The organism is Sphingomonas sp. LT1P40, from assembly GCF_036663835.1.
In the GTDB taxonomy this organism is placed as follows: Bacteria; Pseudomonadota; Alphaproteobacteria; order Sphingomonadales; family Sphingomonadaceae; genus Sphingomonas.
The window spans coordinates 571,148-588,773 of sequence record NZ_JAXOJT010000002.1 but is presented as its reverse complement, the minus strand read 5'-3'; the positions used below and the strand labels follow the sequence as shown (position 1 = coordinate 588,773).

The following is a 17,626-nucleotide window of genomic DNA, read 5'->3' as shown; positions in this document are numbered from 1 at the left end:
GCCCTGCTAAAGCCCAAATCGCCCCGCGAAGAAACCGCATTCTGCTGCGATGCGGCGCGTCTACCCGATGGGTGGCGAGTCGGAACAAGCGGAAATGTGGTCGGTTAGTTCCCGGAAGAGGGCGTTGTATTGGCCTATGTTGAACCCCCGGGAGCGCAGGCTTCGATGAATATCACCACGGCCGATTCCGCCCCGCTCGTCGGTGCCACGCAACTTGCCGGGCTTGAACCGATCGAAAAAATCCGTCGCCGCTGGCCGATGCTGCTGGGGCTGGCGGTGTCGCTGCTGATGGTTGCTGGCCTGGCGAAGGAGCTGCTGGACAAGGGGCTGGTCGGCCTGTCGCAGACCGCGCCGAGCAGCGGGCTCTTCTATCTCTTCTTCGCGCTCTTCTACCTTGGTCCGCCGACCTTTGATTATATTATCTTTCGCCGTTTGTGGAAGATTCCCGCATCGGGGATGGTCGCGCTGCACCGCAAACGCATCGCCAACGAAGTGGTGCTGGGCTATTCGGGCGAGGCCTATTTTTACGCCTGGGCGCGGCAACGCACGCAGATGGTGGCGGCCCCGTTCGGCGCGGTAAAGGATGTGTCGATCCTGTCGGCGATTGCCGGCAATGCCATCACGCTGGGCATGCTGGCGCTGGCATTGCCGCTGGCGGTGAACCTGTTGACACCAGCCCAGTTCAACACCGCGCTGGTCGCTATCGGCGTGATGGTGGCGACGTCGGTGCCGTTCCTGATCTTCTCGAAGCGTGTCTTTTCACTCCCGCGCGAGACCTTGTGGTGGGTGTTCGGCATCCATTCGACACGCCTGATTCTCGGTTCGATGCTGGTCGCCATTGCATGGCATTTTGCGATGCCGGACGTGTCGATCGGCATGTGGCTGATCCTCGCGGCATCGCGGATGCTGGTCTCGCGCCTCCCGTTCGTGCCGAACAAGGACCTTCTTTTCGCCAACTTCGCCATCATACTGATCGGACAGGGCCAGGCGCTGTCGGAGCTGCTGGCCTTTACCGCGGCGCTCACTTTGCTCGTGCATGTGATGCTGATCGCGGGCTTCGGGCTGCTCGGGCTCATCAGGAAGGATCTATGATTTCACGTTTCGCGATTGCCGTGTTCACTGCCTTTACGATCACCGCCGTTCCCGCCGCCGCCCAGCCCGTGCTGGGCGAGGACGCCGTTGCATGCTCGGGCGGCGCGGGATCGGCGATCCGCGTCAACGTCACCGGGCTGAAGGATCGCAGCGGCCGGCTGAAGCTGGAGCTGTATCCGGCAAACGAGGACGATTTCCTGAAAGACGACACCAAGCTGAAGAACGAGAGCAAGTTTTTCCGCCGCATCTGGGCACAGACGCCGGGTGCGGGCGCGGTGACGATGTGCATCAAGGCACCGCGCGCGGGCCGCTATGCGCTGCTCTTCACGCACGACCGCGACGGCAAGAACAAATTCAACTTCTGGAAGGACGGCGCAGGCTTTCCCAGCAACCGCAAGCTCGGTCGCAGCCGCCCCAAGCTGGCCGAGGCGATGATCAATGTCGGCGGCGGGGTCACGCGGGTGACGATCCGCGCGCAATATCTGCGCGGCCTGTCGGGCTTTGCGCCCTATGATCCGAACGACTGAGGCGGCGCATGCGCATCGTCGACGTCAACGAATATTACTCGCCGACCGGCGGCGGCGTGCGCACTTATCTCGACCGCAAGATGCGGATCATGGCCGAGCTGGGCCATGAGCTGATCGTCATCGCGCCATGGGAAGAAGACCGGATCGAGGACCGCCCCGATGGCGGGCGCATCTATTGGGTCAAATCCCCGCCGCTGATTCTCGACAAGAATTACTGGCTGTTCCGCGACGGTGAGCCGGTCACGCGGCTGCTCGACCAGCTGAAACCCGACGTGGTCGAGAATTGCTCGCCCTGGCAGCCCGCCTGGTTTCTGGGCGAATGGGATCAGGGCAAGGCGCTGAAGGTGTTCTTCGCGCATAACGACAATATGGGCGCCTATCCGCATCGCTGGTTGGAGGGGATTGCCACCCCCGACACGATCGAACGCTGGTTCAGCTGGTACACGCGCTACATGGACAAGTTCCTGACCCAGTACGACGCATTCGTCACCAACGGTCCGGCGCTGGCGAAACGCTATCGAAAGCGCGGGCTGCATGTCGATGCGGCGATGCCGTTGGGGATCGACCGCAACCATTTCTCGCCCGATCTGCGCGACGAAGCGCTGCGCGCGTCGATGCTGGCGCAGCTCGACCTGCCGCCGGAGGGGCATTTGCTGATTGGGCTTGGGCGCCATCACAAGGAAAAGCGCTGGCCGACGGTGATCGACGCGGTCGAACAGGCCGGGGCCGACATGCCGGTCGGGCTGATGCTGCTGGGCGACGGGCCGCAGCGCGCGGCGCTGGAGCGACAGATCGGCGGCAACCGCCACATTCGGCTGTTTCGCCCGGTCTATGACCGCGAGCGTTTCTGCCGCATCCTTGCCAGCGCCGACGCGCTGATCCACGGATCGGATCAGGAACCGTTCGGGCTGGTGGCGTGCGAGGCGCTGGCATCGGGCCTGCCGCTGATCGTGCCCGATGACGGTGGCTGTGCGGAGGTCGCCGACCCGCTGTTCGCCGAAACCTATCGTGGGCGCGATTCGCTGTCCGCCGCCGATGCGATCCGGCGGTTGTTCGCGCGCGATCAGTCGATTCTGAAGGCGGCGGCACGGCATGCCGCTGGCAATGTCCTGTCCGACCGCGATCACGTGATCGCGCTGCTCGCGCTTTATTCGGAGCTGCTTGCCGAACGCGACGGCGGGGTTGCCAGACGCCAGAGGGCGTAACGCTCGTTGCCGAGCGGCAGGATCGTCACCTGCCGGTAATCGCGCTGAACACCCGCCAGCATCTGCGCTCGAATCTCCGGACGTTCCCCACGATAGGGTTTGCGCATCACCACCCATTCAGGCCGCGCGCGCAAGATGCGGTCGATCTCTGCTTCCTGCTCCACCCCGATCGCACCGCGCTCGCGGATTCGGCTTAGATGGCTGGGGAAGATCCAGCGGGTGACGGCGCAACGCCCGGTCATCGGATACAACATGGTTGAGCCGGAATAGACGTGCAGGCATCCGGGGCCGCTGCCGATGACTTGCGCGATGGCCGCGACTTCGCCCGGCGTGCCGCGCGTGGTGCGCTTGGTGAACAGGATCACCTGACCGCCGAGGAACACCAGCACCAGTGTCCACAGTGCGAAGCGCCGGTGCAGCCCGAAGAACCCGGCAGCGGCGATGGCTAGCGGCGGGATCAGCGGCAGGGCATAGTGGTCGAAATACGACCCGAAGATCAGTAACCCGACCACGCTTGCCAGCGCCCAAACGAACAGGAACCCGGCGACTGGCGCGGCCCCACGCGTTCGCCATGCCAGCGCGGCGGCGGCGAGCAACGGCGACAGGATCAGGAGGATGGCGGCGAGATTGGCGATCTGCTCGATCCACGGGTCGGGGTTGCGATCGAGAATCGACAGGAAATTGGCGTAGAGCCATGCATCCCCGTGCCCCATTCGCGCATAGATCGCCCACCCCGCCAGCGTCGGCACCAGCGCAACCCCCGCCAGTGGCACCGCTACAGCCAAGATACCGGGAAGGCTGCGTCCCAACCGCCACTCGCGCCACAGCAGCCACAGCCCGAAGAACAGCCCCTCGAACACCGCTGCATATTTGACCTGCAACGCCAGCCCGACCAGCGTCATTGCCGCAAACCCGGTGGCGAAGCGCCGCCTTGGCCGCGCTGCATCGTCGTCACGCGGCGCGATCAGCGCGGCCGCAGCGATCATCAGCAGATTGTAGAAAACCGGTGCCTGCCCACCCTGTCCATCGATCAGGTTCGGCCACAGGATGACCGCAACCCCCGCCGCCAGTGCGCCGCGCTCCCACCCGGCGCGCCTTGCCAGCCGTGCCGCGAGCATCGCCGTTGCCACCAGACATGCCAGCGCCAGCACCTGATACGCCCAGATCCCCGTCGGAAAACCCAAAGCGGCAGCGGGCGCATAGAGCAGGAACAGCCCCACCGGCTTGCGGTCCCAGATATCGACGAACGGCAATGCCCCGTCGAGCATCGCCCGCGCCGCGACGAAATACAGCTCCTCGTCGACATGCAGGATCGGGTTGCCGAAGGTGATCGCCCGCGCCGCCAGCGCAACGCCAATCAAGATCAGCCAGCGGGGCAGCGCGGCGGCACTCACACCTTGTCGGGATAGACGGGCAGGATATCGACCGGGATCGCCTGCATCGACGCGATCACCTTTTGCGCGTGCGGGTCGAGCTTGGCCCATTTCGCCATGAACGCCTTCACCCCGGCATAATCGCCATTGTGCTGCAACACGATCATGTCGCGGAGCAGGTCGCGCAACGCGATCTCGAACTTTGCATTGTCGATACGATAGCGACCGGCGGCCTCATCCCACGCGAATGCGCCCTTTGCCTTCATGTAGTTATACTGCATCGCCGCGCCCTGCCCGTGCGCCTCCTCGATGCCCCAGCGCATCGCGCGGAACGTGCCGACCAGATAGGTGGCGAACAGCTGCGATTTCTCGGCGGCGGGCAGCTCGCCCTTGCGCATCATGAACAGGATGTTCCACGCGCCCATGACATCGGCCTTGGCTTCTTCAAGCCCCGATGCCTGATCCTTGAGCGCCTCGCTCACCGTGGTTTTCTTTCCTGCAACGGTGATCGTCCCAGGTCCCAGGCTGTGCGACAGCTCGTGGAACAGCGTTTCCAGCTGCATGTATTTCTTCACAACAAGCTTCGACTGCTCTGCGCCGAGCACCAACGGCGCCATCGGTGCCAGGATACGGTCGTATTTCGCGCCCAGCACGTTCGACAGGATCACCTTCTTCGCGCCCTTCGCCTCGCGCACGCGCTCGTCATTGGGCAGGTTGAAGGCGACCGTCTGAATGCCCGGCACGCTGTCGCCGCCGCCGCGAACCTGTTCGGCGACCGCGATCGGCGATTCGAAGCCGCGCTGGAAGTTCTTGAGCTTTTCATCGACCGGGAGATTCGCCTCCATGTCGCGGAGGTATTTCTTGTATTTGTCGAGCGCGGCGGACTCTTCGGGGTCCTTTAGCGTCACGAAACTCTCGAACGCGGTCTTCTGGCCGTGGAGCCGGTCGGTATAGACCTCATACGGCCCGATCGCGACTTCGATCGGCGTGTCCTTCAGGTCCATCCACGCCAGTTCCGACTCGTAATAATCGTCGGTCAGAAACGCTTTCGCGCGCAACGACAGGAATTTTTTCAGGCTGGGGTTGGTGGTGATCGCCGCCGCTTCGTTGAGCAGCCGCGCCGCCTCGGTCAGTTCGGTTTTGAATGCCACCGAATAGGGGATCGCCTTCAGCTTCGCGCCGTCGCGCACGACGATGGTGTAGGGGCTGGTCAGCGCCGCCTTTTCGCCCGGATTGGCGGCGAGATAGGCGTCGAACGCTTCCTTGGTCAGGTCGGTGGGATAGAAGCCCGCCCCCTCCGGCATCTTGCCGGTGGTGCCGAAAAACGCACGGTTCTCCGCCAGATCGTCCCACGGTCCGTAATAACGGTCGTACATTTCGAGATTCAGTCCGCCGCCCGCTTTCTCGATCGCGGCGCGGGTCTGCTTCCAGTTCGCATCACGCTGAGCGCGGTAGATCAGCGACATTTGCTCCGACGCCTGGATCAGCAGGTTCACCACCTGCCGTTCTTCGGCATTGAGGAAGCTGACATCCGGCTTCATCTCGATCACCGCCAGCTTCGCCTTTTGCGCGGCGAGGTCATAGTCTGCGGTCTCGGCGGTGGCCGTCGTGTTGTCGGCGGGCGGGGTCTGGTTGCACGCGGTGGTGGCGAGAAGCAGGGCGAGGATGACGGGCTTGCGCATCGTTTACTCCGGGAACATTCGATTGGCACCGGTCTAGCGAGGCATATCCCGACTGTCACGGACCGGCCATATGCGAAGCGCAAGCCACTGCGGAGGAGATCCCGCCATGACCGTCCGTATCGATCGCCGCTCCTTTCTCCTGACCGGCACGCTGGGCCTCGGCGCCTTCGCCATTCCTGGTTTCGCGCAGACCGCCACCGTCGCGGCGGCACGCGGCTTCACCCATGCCGTCGCCAGCGGTGAGCCGGGAACGGAGTCGATGCTGTTGTGGACCCGCTATGTCGCCAGCGGCGACTCTGCGAAGCTGCGGGTCGAGGTGTCGGAGAGCGGCGACTTTGCGAAAATCGTCGCGGGCGGCGAGGCGATCACCGGGCCGTGGCGCGACTGGACGGCAAAGATCACGGTCACCGGCCTGAAGCCGGGTACGCGCTATCATTACCGCTTCATCGCGCCCGACGGGACGATGTCGCCGGTAGGCCGCACGCGCACCTTGCCACAGGGCGATATCTCGCGGTTCGGCATCGCAATCTTCTCCTGCTCGAACATCGGTTTCGGCTATTTCAACGCCTATGCGCATGCTGCGGTACGCGACGACATCGACCTCGCCGTGCATCTGGGCGACTATATCTACGAATATCCGCACGGCTTTTATCCAACGGCGGCGCAGCTGGTGGACAGCCGCCTGCCGCTGCCCGCGACCGAGATCCTCCATCTCGCCGACTATCGGCTGCGCTATGCCAGCTATCGCAGCGATCCAGACCTGCAGGCCTTGCACACGGCCAAGCCGATGCTGATCCAGTGGGACGATCACGAAGCGGCGAACGATGCCTGGGAGGGCGGCGCGCAGAACCACATGTCAGCCACGGAGGGCGAGTGGAGCATCCGGCGCGCGGCGGCGATACAGGCGTGGCGCGAATGGATGCCGGTGTCGGACGAGCCGTGGAAATCATACCAGATCGGCCGCCTCGCCACCTTGTTCCGCACCGAGACGCGGCTGGGCGCGCGGACCAGACCGCCGTCCGCCGCACCTTTGCTCGCCGCCGACGATCCGGTCGCGGCGTTGAAGGCGTTCCGCGACGGGGCGTGGCAGGATCCGGCAATGACGATGATGGGCTGGGCGCAGGAGGCATGGATCGCCGCGGAACTGGCGCGCTCGGTCAAGGCCGGAACGCACTGGCAGGTCGCCGGCTTCGGCACGATCATGGGCAGGTCGGTGACGCCGAAACAGGCGGTGGAATGGCTGCGGCCCGACGCGCCGGAAAGCGTGAAGCGCCTCGTCACCGGCGGCGTGAAGCTCGCCGCGCTGGGCCTGCCGATGAACCTCGACAATTGGGGCGGCTATCCGGCGGCGCGGGCGCGGTTCCTGAAGGCGGCACAGGCGGCGAATGCGAATTTGGTGGTGATCGCGGGCGACAGCCATAACGCATGGGCATTCGATCTGGCACAGGATGGCAAGCCGGCGGGCGTCGAGTTCGCCGGGCATGCGGTGACGTCACCCGGCTATGAGGGATCGACTGCCGCCGATCCGAAGGTGATCGCCGCCGCACTGGTCGAGACCAATCGCGAGCTCACATGGAGCGATACTTCGCAGCGCGGTTATATGGCGCTGACATTGACGCCGCAGCGGGTGCGCAACGACTGGATTTTTGTCGATACCGTGCTGCAGCGGACACCCTCTGCCAGGATCGGCCATAGCGCAGTCGTGCTGCCGGGGCGAAGGATCATGGCCTGATCGCCTGAACAGACGCTTTCATCTGGATCAAGAAACGGTTCATTTCGGGGGCGTCATAAGCTATTCCCGTCAGGCCCAGTGGCGTTCCCCGGCCGGATGAAACCAGAGGAGGGAATAGCCATGCATCGTTCACCGCTCATGTTCGCCGCCACCGCCGCTTCATTGTTCGCTGGGGCCGCATTCGCGGCGCAGCAACCCGCAAGCCTTCCGACCGGAAAGCGCATGCATAAGCCGCTGGTCCGCACGACGCCGATCCCGCGTCTTACGCCGGAACCCTTTCGCCCGTGCCGCGTCGATCCACAAATACGCTCGATCACGCTGACCAAGGTCGGCGGCATGAAGAACAAGATCCAGGTGAGCTTCGACGTCTACAATAACGGCAGCACCGCGTGGCGCTCGGGCGCGAACCAGCAGAATGTGACGCTGTGCGTCCGCAACGGCAGTACCGGGGCGGTTTACACCGTCACCCGCGCGCTGCCCGCCGGTGCGCCGGCGGGCGGGCGGATGCTGACCTTTACCACGCCAGTGATCCCGAATGCGTTCGACACGTTTGAGTTCAGCGGCACCGTCGATGTCCAGATCAGCTATGATCCCGACATCGCGATCGACGGCAACAAGTGCAACGACGACACCAACAGCGCCAACAACCGCCGCGAGATCAGTGCGCGGATGGTTCAGGCGTTTCTGGGTGAAACACGCAGCAGCCGGACCTACTGAACCCCGACCGGTGGAGATCAGCTGTCCAGGCTCTTCCCCACCTGTTCGGCCATGTCCTTGCTCAATCCCGGCGTGGCAAGGATGCGCTCCAGTTCGGCGCGCATGCTTGCCGCGCGGGTTGCGTCGAAGCGCTTCCAGCGCCCCAGCGGCGGCACCAGCTTCGCCGCCGTCTGTGGATTGAGCTTGTCGAGCGCGATCAGCTGGTCGGCGACAAAGCGATAGCCGCGCCCGTCGCCCGAATGAAACGCGCGCTGGTTCACCGCGAACGCGCCGACCAGCGCACGCGCGCGATTGGGGTTGGCGAGGGTGAAGTCGCGGTGACGCGCCAACTCCTCGACAGCTGCCGCCGTATCCTCGCGCGACGCCAGCGCCTGTGTCTGGAACCATTTGTCGAGCACCAGCGCATTGTCCGAATAGCGGTTGTAGAAAATGTCGAGCGCGGCGATGCGACTGTCCGACGACCCGTTGACCAACGTGGTCAGCGCGCCCTGTCGGTCGGTCATATTGTCGGCATTCTCGAACTGGTTGAACGCCAGCATCGGGCCATCCGATGCCCCCCCGGCATTGATATAGCCGAGCGCCACGGTCTTGATGCGACGCGCGCCCTTGCCCGCAGGTGAGTATTCAAAGCGGTTGGCCTTCACGCTGTCATAGGCCGCGCGCCATTGCTGATCGAGCTGCTTGCCGAGATCGCGGCGCAATGCCTCGCGCGCGCGGAAAATCGCCTCGGGATCGACCACCGGCAGCTGATCGCCGATAAAGCTGTCCGATGGCAGCAAGACCGCCTCCGCGACGAATGCCGGGTCGAGCGCGGGGTCGGCCAGCGTGTTGCCGATTGCCGCGATCACCGCCGCATGATCGGCGCGGCCCTGCGTCACCGATGCGACGAGGGTGTCGAGCATCAGCTGCTGCATCGCCTCGTACCGCGCGAACGGATCGTCGTCATGCGCCGAGAGGAAAGCGAGGTCGGCGGCGCTGCGATTGGTATCGACGATGACGGGGGCGGAGAAGCCGCGGTTGATCGACAGCACAGGACGTTCGGAAACGCCCTCGAACAGGATTTCCTCGTCCGTATCGTCGAGCAGGATTAGTTGCTCCGCACCGACCTGCTTGCCGGTTTCGCTGCCGAACAGCTTCAGCTTGAGCGGCAGCACCATCGCGGCTTTGTTGGGCTGGCCGGGCGTTGGCGGGACGAGTTGCGCCAGCTTGAGCAACGCACGTCCGCTGCCCGATGTGTGATCGAGCGTCGCGGTCACGCGCGGGGTGCCGGCCTGCGAGTACCACAGGCGGAACTGGGTGAGGTCGGTCTCGCCCGCTTCCTCCATGCACGCGACGAAATCCTCGCATGTCGCCGCGGTGCCGTCGAAGCGCTGGAAATACAGGTCGGTGGCGGCACGGAATTTCTGTGGCCCCAGTATCGTGGCCATCATGCGGATGACCTCGGCGCCCTTGTTGTAGATGGTCGCAGTGTAGAAGTTGCTGATCTCGGCATAGGCATCGGGCCGCACCGGATGCGCCAGCGGGCCGGAATCCTCGGGGAATTGTGCGGCGCGCAAGCCCCGCACATCCTCGATCCGCTTTACCGCGGCGCTGCCTTGATCGGCGCTGAACTGCTGATCGCGGTAAACAGTGAACCCCTCTTTCAGGCTCAACTGGAACCAGTCGCGGCAGGTGATGCGGTTGCCCGACCAGTTGTGGAAATATTCGTGCGCGACCACGGCGGCGACCGCATCGTAATCGTAATCGGTGGCGGTATCGGGGTCCGCGAGGATGTAGCGGCTGTTGAAGATGTTCAGCCCCTTATTCTCCATCGCGCCGAAGTTGAAATCGTCGACCGCGACGATGTTGAACACGTCGAGATCATATTCGCGGCCATAGACTTTCTCGTCCCACGCCATGCTGAGTTGCAGTGCGTGGAGCGCGTGATCGGTCTTGGGCAAGTCGCTCTCGCGTACCCAGATTCCGAGTTCCACGGTGCGGCCCGACATCGTGACAAAGGTGGCGCGATTGGCGGCGAGGTCGCCCGCGACCAGCGCGAAGAGATAGCACGGCTTCGGGAACGGATCGTGCCATTCGGCCCAGTGCTTACCGTTTTCGGCATCGCCGGAAGCGATCGGATCGCCATTTGCGAGCAACACCGGGTAGCGTGCCTTGTCCGCCGTCATCTTCACACGATAGCGGGTGAGAACGTCGGGCCGGTCGGGGAAGAAGGTGATGCGGCGGAACCCCTCCGCCTCGCACTGGGTGCACAGCTTTCCGCCCGAGGCATAGAGGCCCATCAATTGCGTGTTGCGTTCGGGCGCGATCTCGACCTCGGTCTCGATGACATGGCGCTCGCTGTCGAGCGTGATGACCAGCGCGCCGCCGTCCATCATCGGCGGCATCTCGACCCCGTCCACCCGCACCGCCAGCGCGGTCAGCCCGTCGCCGTCGAGACGCAGCGGCCGGTCGTGATCGCCGTTCCGCGCCACCGTCAGCGTCGCGCGCACCCGTGTCCTGGCCGGATCGAGATCGAAATCGAGCGCGATGTCCGGCACCAGCCAGTCGGGCGCGCGATAGTCTTCGCGGCGGATGATGGCAGGCGTTGCGGCAAGGGCGTCGATCATAAGGCGGCCTATAAAGCGGTGCCGGGGCGGCACCACGGAAAATCGATTGCGGTGTATCGTCGGACTGCTACGCCTCGGCGCATCATTTGTTCAATCCGGAAGTTCCACCATGTTGCGTCCTGCATTCACGCTCGCCCTGCTCAGCCTCGCCCCCGCGCTGTTCGCGCAGGAGGCGACCCCGGCAGCACCGCCCGCCCCGAGCGCAGCGGAGGACAACGCCTTTATCAACGCGACCCTGCCCGCCGATCAGGCGGCGATGAAGGCGCATGTCATGTTCCTGGCATCCGACGCGATGAAGGGGCGCGACGCCGGGAGCGCCGAATATGAGATCGCCGCGCAATATGTCGCCGCGCAATTCTATGCCGCCGGTCTGAAACCCGCCGGGACCGACGGCGGATATCTGCAACAGGTGCCGTTGCTCAGCTATCGCCCCGCCGACAAGGGCACGCTGACCGTGACCCGCGCGGGGGCAGCACCGGTCAGTCTGGAGTTCGGTGAGGATTATGTGCCGCTGGGCGATCCCGAAAAGGCCAGCACAATGATCGACGCGCCGATGGTGTTTGCCGGATACGGCATCGTAGCGCCGCATTTGAAGCGTGACGATTACAAGGGCGTAGATGCGAAGGGCAAGATCGTCGCCTTCTTTGCCGGGGCGCCCGGCAATTTCGACGGCGAAGAGCGCGCGCATTTCGGCGGCGATGCGAACAAGGCGGCGGTCGCGGCGAGCAAGGGTGCGGCCGGCGTCGTCATCCTTGAATCCCCGGTTTCGGCACGGGTCCGCCCGTTTTCGGGCCGCGCCGATCGCTGGGACACGTTTGACATGACCTGGGCCGATGCCGAGGGGCGCGGCTATGTGCCGTCGCGCGGCACCCCGACGCTGGCGCATGTCAGCATGGACGGTGCGGCCAAGCTGTTCGCCGGAAGCAAGGGCTGGGACGCCGCGCTGAAGGCCGCCGAGGCGGGCAAGCCGGTGCTGAAGGCGTTCGCCACCACATCATCGCTGGCGGTCGCGCTGAAAACCGAGCGCAAGACGGTGACCAGCCCCAATGTCGCGGGTATCATCCCCGGCAGCGATCCGCAGTTGAAGGACGAGGTCGTTATCCTCTCCGCGCATCTCGATCATGTCGGGGTGGGCAAGGCGGACGCCAGCGGCGACACCATCTATAATGGCGCGATGGACAATGCGATGGGGATCGCGTCGCTGATCGAGGAAGCGAAACGCTTTCAGGCATCGGGCAAGGCACCGCGCCGCACGATCATGTTCCTGGCGGTGACCGCCGAGGAAAAGGGCCTGATCGGCGCGGACTATTTCGCTAACAACCCGACCGTGCCGAAGGACAAGATGGTCGCCAACGTCAATCTCGACATGCCGGTCATCACCTACAAGTTCGAGGATATGATCGCGTTCGGCGCGGCGCGTTCGACCCTGGGCGCAACCGTCGCGCGGGCGACCGCGAGCGTAGGCGTCGGCGTGGGAACCGACCCGATGCCGGAACAAGGCTTCTTCGTCCGCTCCGACCATTATCGTTTCGTGCAACAGGGCGTGCCGTCGGTCTTCCTGTGGCCGGGCCAGACGGGCGAGAGCGGCAACGCGTTCAACAAGTTTCTGGCGACGCGTTATCACAAGCCGTCCGATGAAATCACCAACCGCGACATCATGTGGGATCAGGGCGTGCGCTTCATCGCCGCCAATTACGCCATCGCGCGCGAGATCGCCGATGCCGACGAGCGCCCGCGCTGGAACAAGGGCGACTTCTTTGGGCTGTTGTACGGAGGCTATGGCGCGAAATAATGCGCCTGCTGATCTTTGGGCTCGGCTACACCGCCGCGCATATCGCGGCGCGGCTGCCCGATGCGCGGGTGACGGCGACGGGGAGCGCGGGCAACCTCGCCTTTGACGACGCCGAACGCGTGCGGTTCGAGATCGGGCATGCGACGCATATCCTGTCGTCGGTGCCGCCGGGCGAGCGCGATCCGGTGCTCGCCGCCTATGCCGACGCGCTGACGGTTTCGGGCGTCTGGCTCGGCTATCTCTCGGCGACCGGGGTCTATGGCGACAGTAACGGGGCGTGGGTCGATGAGAGCGCGCCGACCGGGACCGGGCGTCGCGCCGAGCGCGCGGTCGCGGATGCGGCGTGGCTGGCGCTGGGCGCGCGCGTGTTCCGGCTGCCGGGGATTTACGGGCCGGGGCGATCGCCGCTCGACCGCATCCTGCGCGGCGAAGGGCGGCGGGTCGACGTGCCGGGACAGGTGTTCAGCCGCGTGCATGTCGATGACATTGCCAGCGGTGTGATCGCCGGGTTCGATGCCCCGGCGGGCGCGTATAATCTGGCCGACGATGAGCCCGCACCGCAAAGCGACGTGATCGCTTATGGCTGTCGCTTGCTAGGCTTACCGGTGCCGCCTTTGGTGCCGCTGGCGGAGGCCGATCTGTCGCCTCAGGCGCTGGCATTCTATTCGGAGAACCGCCGGATCGCCAACGGCAAGGCAAAGCGAGTGCTGGGGTGGCGGCCGCTTTATCCCGATTACCGGTTGGGCCTGCGCGCCTTGAGCGCCAGCACCAGCCCGATGCCCGCCAATACCGCGCCCGCCGCCGCCAGCAGCGACCAGCGGTAGCCCTCGAACAGCGTCGAGAGCAGCATCGCCAGCACCGGCACGATCACGCCGGAATAGGCCGCCTTGGCCGGGCCGATCACGCGCAGCACCTTGAAATAAAGCGGGAACGCGATCGCCGAAGCGGCGATGCCGAGATAGAGCACGCCCGCGATATAGCTGGGGCGCGTGTCGAACACCGGCGGCCCCGCCGTCACCCAGGCGAAAACGCCGTCGAACAGTGCGCCGATCAGCATGGCCCAGCCGAGCATCGTCGCCATCGGATAGGCCTTCGCGGTGTCGGTCCCCTGCATGACATTGGCGACCGAGGCGGAGATGACGCCGAGCAGGGTCAGGCCGATACCGAAATAAATCTCGTCACTGGCCAAAGGATCGCGGCGGATTTCGTGGAGGAACAGCAGTGCCACACCCGTTATCGCGATTCCCGAACCGACGATCAGCTGACGCCCCAGTTTCTGGTTGAGGAAGATGCGCGCGAGCACCGCGTTGGGCACCAGCAACAGCGCGAACACCACCGCCACCAACCCGGAGGTGACATGCATTTCCGCGCGATAGACGAAGTTGAAATTGAGCGCGAACTGGAACAGCCCAAGGAGCGCCGCAAAGCCGATGCCGCGCAGGTCTAGACGGAGCGATTGCCGGGTAAATGCCCCCCAGAGCAGCATCGCCACGCCCGCAATCAGGAAGCGATAGGTGACCGACCAGGTCGGCGGCACGGTGCCAAGCTGCCCGGTGATGACGATCCAGGTCGATCCCCAGATCAGCGTAACGACCGCAAACGGGATCAGGATCGCCAGCCGGGTGGATTGCGGCGCTGGCTCGCTCACAGCATCGGTCACAGTGCGGCGATCGCGTCGGCGAGCGGACGGACTTGCGTCTCGTCCTGATCCCAGGCGACGACCAGCCGCGCCTCGCCCGGTGCCCAGTCGTAAAAGTCGAAACCGCGCGCACGCAGGTTCGCGGCCTCATCGGCGGTGACCTGAAGGAATACTTCGTTTGCCTCGACCGGGTAAACCAGCCGCTCGCCGGCCGCCTGCGCCAGCAGCGCCGCCCCGGCATTGGCGGCACGCGCATTGCGCAACCACACATCGTCGGCGAGCATCGCCAGCAACTGAGCGGCGAGATAGCGGCCTTTGGACTGAAGATGCCCCGCCCGCTTGCGACGGCGGCGCGCACCATCCGCCAACGCGGGGTCGAAAAACACCAGCGCCTCCGCCCCCATGCCGCCATTTTTGATAAAGCCGAAGCTCAACGCATCGACACCCGCGCGCCACGTCACATCGGCAGGCGAGCAGCCGAGATGCACCAGCGCGTTGGCGAAACGCGCACCGTCCATATGCAGCCCCAGCCCGTGCCCACGCGCCAGCGCACCGATCGCCGCGACCTCGGCAGGCGTATAGGCCAGCCCATATTCGGTGGCATTGGTGATCGAAATGGCGTGCGGCTGCACCCAGTGCACGCCGGGCTTGGCCGCCTCGATTACCCCTCGCACCGCATCGGGCGACAGTTTTGCGCCGGGACCGTCGGCGAGCATCAACTTTGCGCCATGCGTGAAGAACTCTGGCGCGCCCGCCTCGTCCATCTGGATATGCGCCTCGCGGTGGCAGATCACCCCGCCATCGGGCGGACAGAGTGCGGCGAGCGCGATACAGTTGGCGGCGGTCCCGGTCGGCACCCACAGCACCGCGACATCGGTCTCGAACAACGCCGAAAAACGCGCGTCAAGCAACGCACTCAACCGGTCGCCGTCATAGGCGGTGTCCTGCACATTGGCGGCGGAGATCGCTGCGATCACTTCGGGACAGGCGGGGGCGGCATTGTCGGAGAAGAAGCGCATGGCCGCCCCATGCGCCGCCCCTCACCGCGCGTCAATCGGCGCAGGGTCAGCCGTTGACGATGGTCCCGCCATTGGGATGCAGCACCTGTCCCGACATGTAGCTCGAGTCCTCGCACGCCAAAAACAGGAAGCTGGGCGCGACTTCGTTGGGCTGGCCGGGGCGACCGATCGGCGTGTCCTCGCCGAACGTCTCCAGTTTCTCGGGCGATGCGCCACCGCACGGGTTGAGCGGCGTCCAGATCGGGCCCGGCGCGACGGCGTTCACGCGGATCCCCTTTTCGATCAGGTTTTCCGAAAGCGAGCGGGTGAAGGCGGTGATCGCCCCCTTGGTGGCCGAATAGTCCAGCAGCTCCTTCGCGCCCTGATACATGGTGACCGAGGTGCAATTGACGATCGCCGACCCCTTGCCCAGATGCGGGAGTGCCGCCTGCACCAGATAGAACATGCCGAAGATATTGGTCTGGAAAGTGCGCTGAAGCTGTTCCTCGGTAATGTCGCGGATATCCTTGTCAGGATGTTGCTCGCCGGCATTGTTGACGAGGATGTCGAGGCGACCGAGTTCGGCCACCGTCTGCTCGATGGCGCGGTCGCACATCTTCTTCGAGCCGACGTCCGCCTTGATCGTGATTGCGCGGCGGCCTTCGGCCTCGACGATTGCCTTGGTATCCGCGGCGTCCTTGTCTTCGAGCAGATAGAGGATCGCTACATCCGCACCTTCGCGCGCATAGAGCGCGGCGACCGCGCGACCGATGCCGCTATCGGCCCCGGTAATCAGTGCGACCTTGCCCTTCAGCCGGCCCGAGCCGGGATAGCGCGGCTGCCATTCTGGCGCGGGGTCAAGGCTGTGCTCGTCACCGGGCAACGCGTCTTCATGGATCATTTCCGCTGTCTCGGTCATCGCTTCTACTCCGCTGGTTGCGGCGAAAACCGGCGGGGCAAGGCGAGGGTTCCGGCGGCTGGAGCAACTTAACGCCCGCTTCGTCGTTACAGCGACGAACCGATGCCTGATAAAGCCCGCCCGCTCCCGACTCCCGACGGTATCGTCCCGGCACATGTCGATGGGCGCGGTGCGGGCCATCGCTGGGCGTCGCTGATCGTGCTTTCGGCATTGATGCTGGCGGCGCTGCTCGGCGCGTTCGGCGGGGGCAAGGTGCGGCCAGTGACGGTGGATAGCGCAACCGCGCGGCTGGAAGTCGCCACGCCCCGAGTCATCCGCAACGGCATGTTCTTTGAGACGCGCATTCAGGTCACCGCGCATCAGCCGATCGCAAAAGCGGTGATTGCGATCCCCGCATCCCTGTGGCGCGACATGACGATCAACACGATGATCCCCGCACCTGGCGAAGAGAAATCGGAAAAGGGCGCGTTCCGTTTCGACTATGGCGCGATGAAGGCCGGCGATGTGCTCGACATCAAAATCGACGGACAGATCAACCCGCCTTTGTTCGCGGGAACCAGCGGGACGATCATCCTGCATGACGGGGATCGCGCGATCGCCGAACTGCCGCTCAGCATCACGGTCCTGCCCTGATGGATATCGTCATTCGCGCCAGCGTGATGTTCGCCATTCTGTTCGGGCTGTTGCGCCTGATGGGCAAACGCGAGCTGGGGCAGATGACGCCGTTCGAGCTGGTGATGCTGGTGGTGGTCGGTGACCTGATTCAACAGGGGATCACGCATAACGACTTCAGCCTGACCGGGGCCACGCTGGCGATTGGAACCTTCGCCTTCTGGACCGTGGTGCTGGGCTGGGTGACCTATCTGTCACGCCGGGCGGAGCGCGCGATCGAGGGCGAGCCGCTGGTGCTGATCCGCCACGGCGTGCTGCTGGAGAAAAGCCTGAAACGCGACCGGCTCACTCGCGCCGAAGTCGAATCGGAAATGCGGCTGGCGGGGATCGCGCGGATCGAAACGGTGGCCTGGGCGATCCTCGAACCCGAGGGGAGGATCAGCTTCATCAAGCGCGAGGGTGACGATGACGGTCCCCCGCCGGACGCGCCCAAGCCGTCCTGAGCGGACGGGCGGGCCGCGCAGGCTCAGGCGATGAAGCCTGAGGCCTGCGGGGCGGCGGTGGTGAGGATCATCAGACCGGTGAGACCGAACGAAACGATCCCGACGAGGATTTGGCGTGCCATGATTTTGTTTCCCTTGTGCATTGGATGTCCGGGTGCGGTCAGGCGACCGGACCCATGCTGACGGTGTTGGCGATCATCAGGACGGTGACAGCAGCAGCGCCGACGAA

General features: G+C 64.8%; 15 protein-coding genes. 9 read left to right on the top strand and 6 right to left on the bottom strand.

Annotated elements, in window-relative coordinates; genetic code table 11:
- The first annotated feature begins 165 nt into the window (after positions 1–165).
- The 3 genes from U1702_RS14280 to U1702_RS14270 are packed head-to-tail and all read left to right on the top strand — an operon-like array spanning position 166 to position 2,824.
- Complete coding sequence (locus U1702_RS14280; RefSeq protein WP_332725771.1) at positions 166–1,092, top strand: hypothetical protein; 927 nt, start codon at positions 166–168, stop codon at positions 1,090–1,092.
- Positions 1,089–1,619 (top strand): DUF2141 domain-containing protein, encoded by a 531-nt coding sequence (locus U1702_RS14275; protein WP_332725769.1) that lies wholly within the window; start codon positions 1,089–1,091, stop codon positions 1,617–1,619. Before U1702_RS14280 ends, U1702_RS14275 begins: the two co-directional genes overlap by 4 nt.
- Before the next feature lie 8 nt (positions 1,620–1,627).
- A complete protein-coding gene (locus U1702_RS14270; protein WP_332725767.1) occupies positions 1,628–2,824 on the top strand; it encodes a glycosyltransferase in 1,197 nt (398 codons plus the stop codon).
- On the opposite strand, the gene U1702_RS14265 is transcribed toward U1702_RS14270, so the two are convergent.
- Both U1702_RS14265 and U1702_RS14260 read right to left on the bottom strand, forming a co-directional pair.
- Entirely contained in the window at positions 2,767–4,218 is a 1,452-nt protein-coding gene (locus tag U1702_RS14265) for an ArnT family glycosyltransferase (RefSeq protein ID WP_332725765.1), read from the bottom strand. The genes U1702_RS14270 and U1702_RS14265 overlap by 58 nt on opposite strands.
- Positions 4,215–5,879 (bottom strand): DUF8614 domain-containing protein, encoded by a 1,665-nt coding sequence (locus tag U1702_RS14260; RefSeq protein ID WP_332725763.1) that lies wholly within the window; start codon positions 5,877–5,879, stop codon positions 4,215–4,217. Before U1702_RS14260 ends, U1702_RS14265 begins: the two co-directional genes overlap by 4 nt.
- 106 nt (positions 5,880–5,985) lie before the next feature.
- Here U1702_RS14260 and U1702_RS14255 point away from each other — a divergent pair, with 106 nt between their 5' ends.
- Together U1702_RS14255 and U1702_RS14250 are read left to right on the top strand one after the other, a co-directional pair.
- Positions 5,986–7,611, top strand: a complete 1,626-nt coding sequence (locus tag U1702_RS14255; protein ID WP_332725761.1) for an alkaline phosphatase D family protein — start codon at positions 5,986–5,988, stop codon at positions 7,609–7,611.
- A gap of 222 nt (positions 7,612–7,833) precedes the next feature.
- Positions 7,834–8,328: a hypothetical protein gene (locus U1702_RS14250; RefSeq protein WP_332725759.1), complete on the top strand. Its 495-nt coding sequence runs from the start codon at positions 7,834–7,836 to the stop codon at positions 8,326–8,328.
- 17 nt (positions 8,329–8,345) lie between these two features.
- Here U1702_RS14250 and pepN read toward each other — a convergent pair whose 3' ends face one another.
- Positions 8,346–10,934, bottom strand: coding sequence for an aminopeptidase N (pepN, locus tag U1702_RS14245; RefSeq protein ID WP_332725757.1), 2,589 nt, complete (start codon positions 10,932–10,934; stop codon positions 8,346–8,348).
- 109 nt (positions 10,935–11,043) lie between these two features.
- On the opposite strand from pepN, the gene U1702_RS14240 reads away from it, so the two are divergent.
- Both U1702_RS14240 and U1702_RS14235 read left to right on the top strand, forming a co-directional pair.
- Positions 11,044–12,726 (top strand): M20/M25/M40 family metallo-hydrolase, encoded by a 1,683-nt coding sequence (locus tag U1702_RS14240; RefSeq protein WP_332725755.1) that lies wholly within the window; start codon positions 11,044–11,046, stop codon positions 12,724–12,726.
- Complete coding sequence (locus tag U1702_RS14235; protein WP_332725753.1) at positions 12,726–13,550, top strand: Rossmann-fold NAD(P)-binding domain-containing protein; 825 nt, start codon at positions 12,726–12,728, stop codon at positions 13,548–13,550. The genes U1702_RS14240 and U1702_RS14235 overlap by 1 nt, the downstream gene beginning before the upstream one ends.
- Here the strand turns inward: U1702_RS14235 and U1702_RS14230 are convergent.
- From U1702_RS14230 to U1702_RS14220, 3 genes are read right to left on the bottom strand one after another with little or no spacing between them, the layout of a single operon-like run.
- Positions 13,460–14,374 carry a DMT family transporter gene (locus U1702_RS14230; RefSeq protein ID WP_332725751.1) on the bottom strand — a complete coding sequence of 305 codons (915 nt, stop codon included), beginning with the start codon at positions 14,372–14,374 and terminating at the stop codon, positions 13,460–13,462. The two genes, U1702_RS14235 and U1702_RS14230, sit on opposite strands and share 91 nt — an antisense overlap.
- 8 nt (positions 14,375–14,382) lie before the next feature.
- On the bottom strand, positions 14,383–15,384 hold the full coding sequence (locus U1702_RS14225; RefSeq protein WP_332725749.1) for a threonine aldolase family protein: 1,002 nt from the start codon (positions 15,382–15,384) through the stop codon (positions 14,383–14,385).
- A 46-nt stretch (positions 15,385–15,430) separates the two neighbouring features.
- Positions 15,431–16,282 carry an SDR family oxidoreductase gene (locus tag U1702_RS14220; RefSeq protein ID WP_332725746.1) on the bottom strand — a complete coding sequence of 284 codons (852 nt, stop codon included), beginning with the start codon at positions 16,280–16,282 and terminating at the stop codon, positions 15,431–15,433.
- Positions 16,283–16,384: 102 nt separating this feature from the next.
- Here U1702_RS14220 and U1702_RS14215 point away from each other — a divergent pair, with 102 nt between their 5' ends.
- Positions 16,385–16,915 (top strand): hypothetical protein, encoded by a 531-nt coding sequence (locus U1702_RS14215; protein ID WP_332725744.1) that lies wholly within the window; start codon positions 16,385–16,387, stop codon positions 16,913–16,915.
- Positions 16,915–17,397 carry a DUF421 domain-containing protein gene (locus tag U1702_RS14210; RefSeq protein ID WP_332725742.1) on the top strand — a complete coding sequence of 161 codons (483 nt, stop codon included), beginning with the start codon at positions 16,915–16,917 and terminating at the stop codon, positions 17,395–17,397. Before U1702_RS14215 ends, U1702_RS14210 begins: the two co-directional genes overlap by 1 nt.
- Positions 17,398–17,626 lie beyond the last annotated feature (229 nt).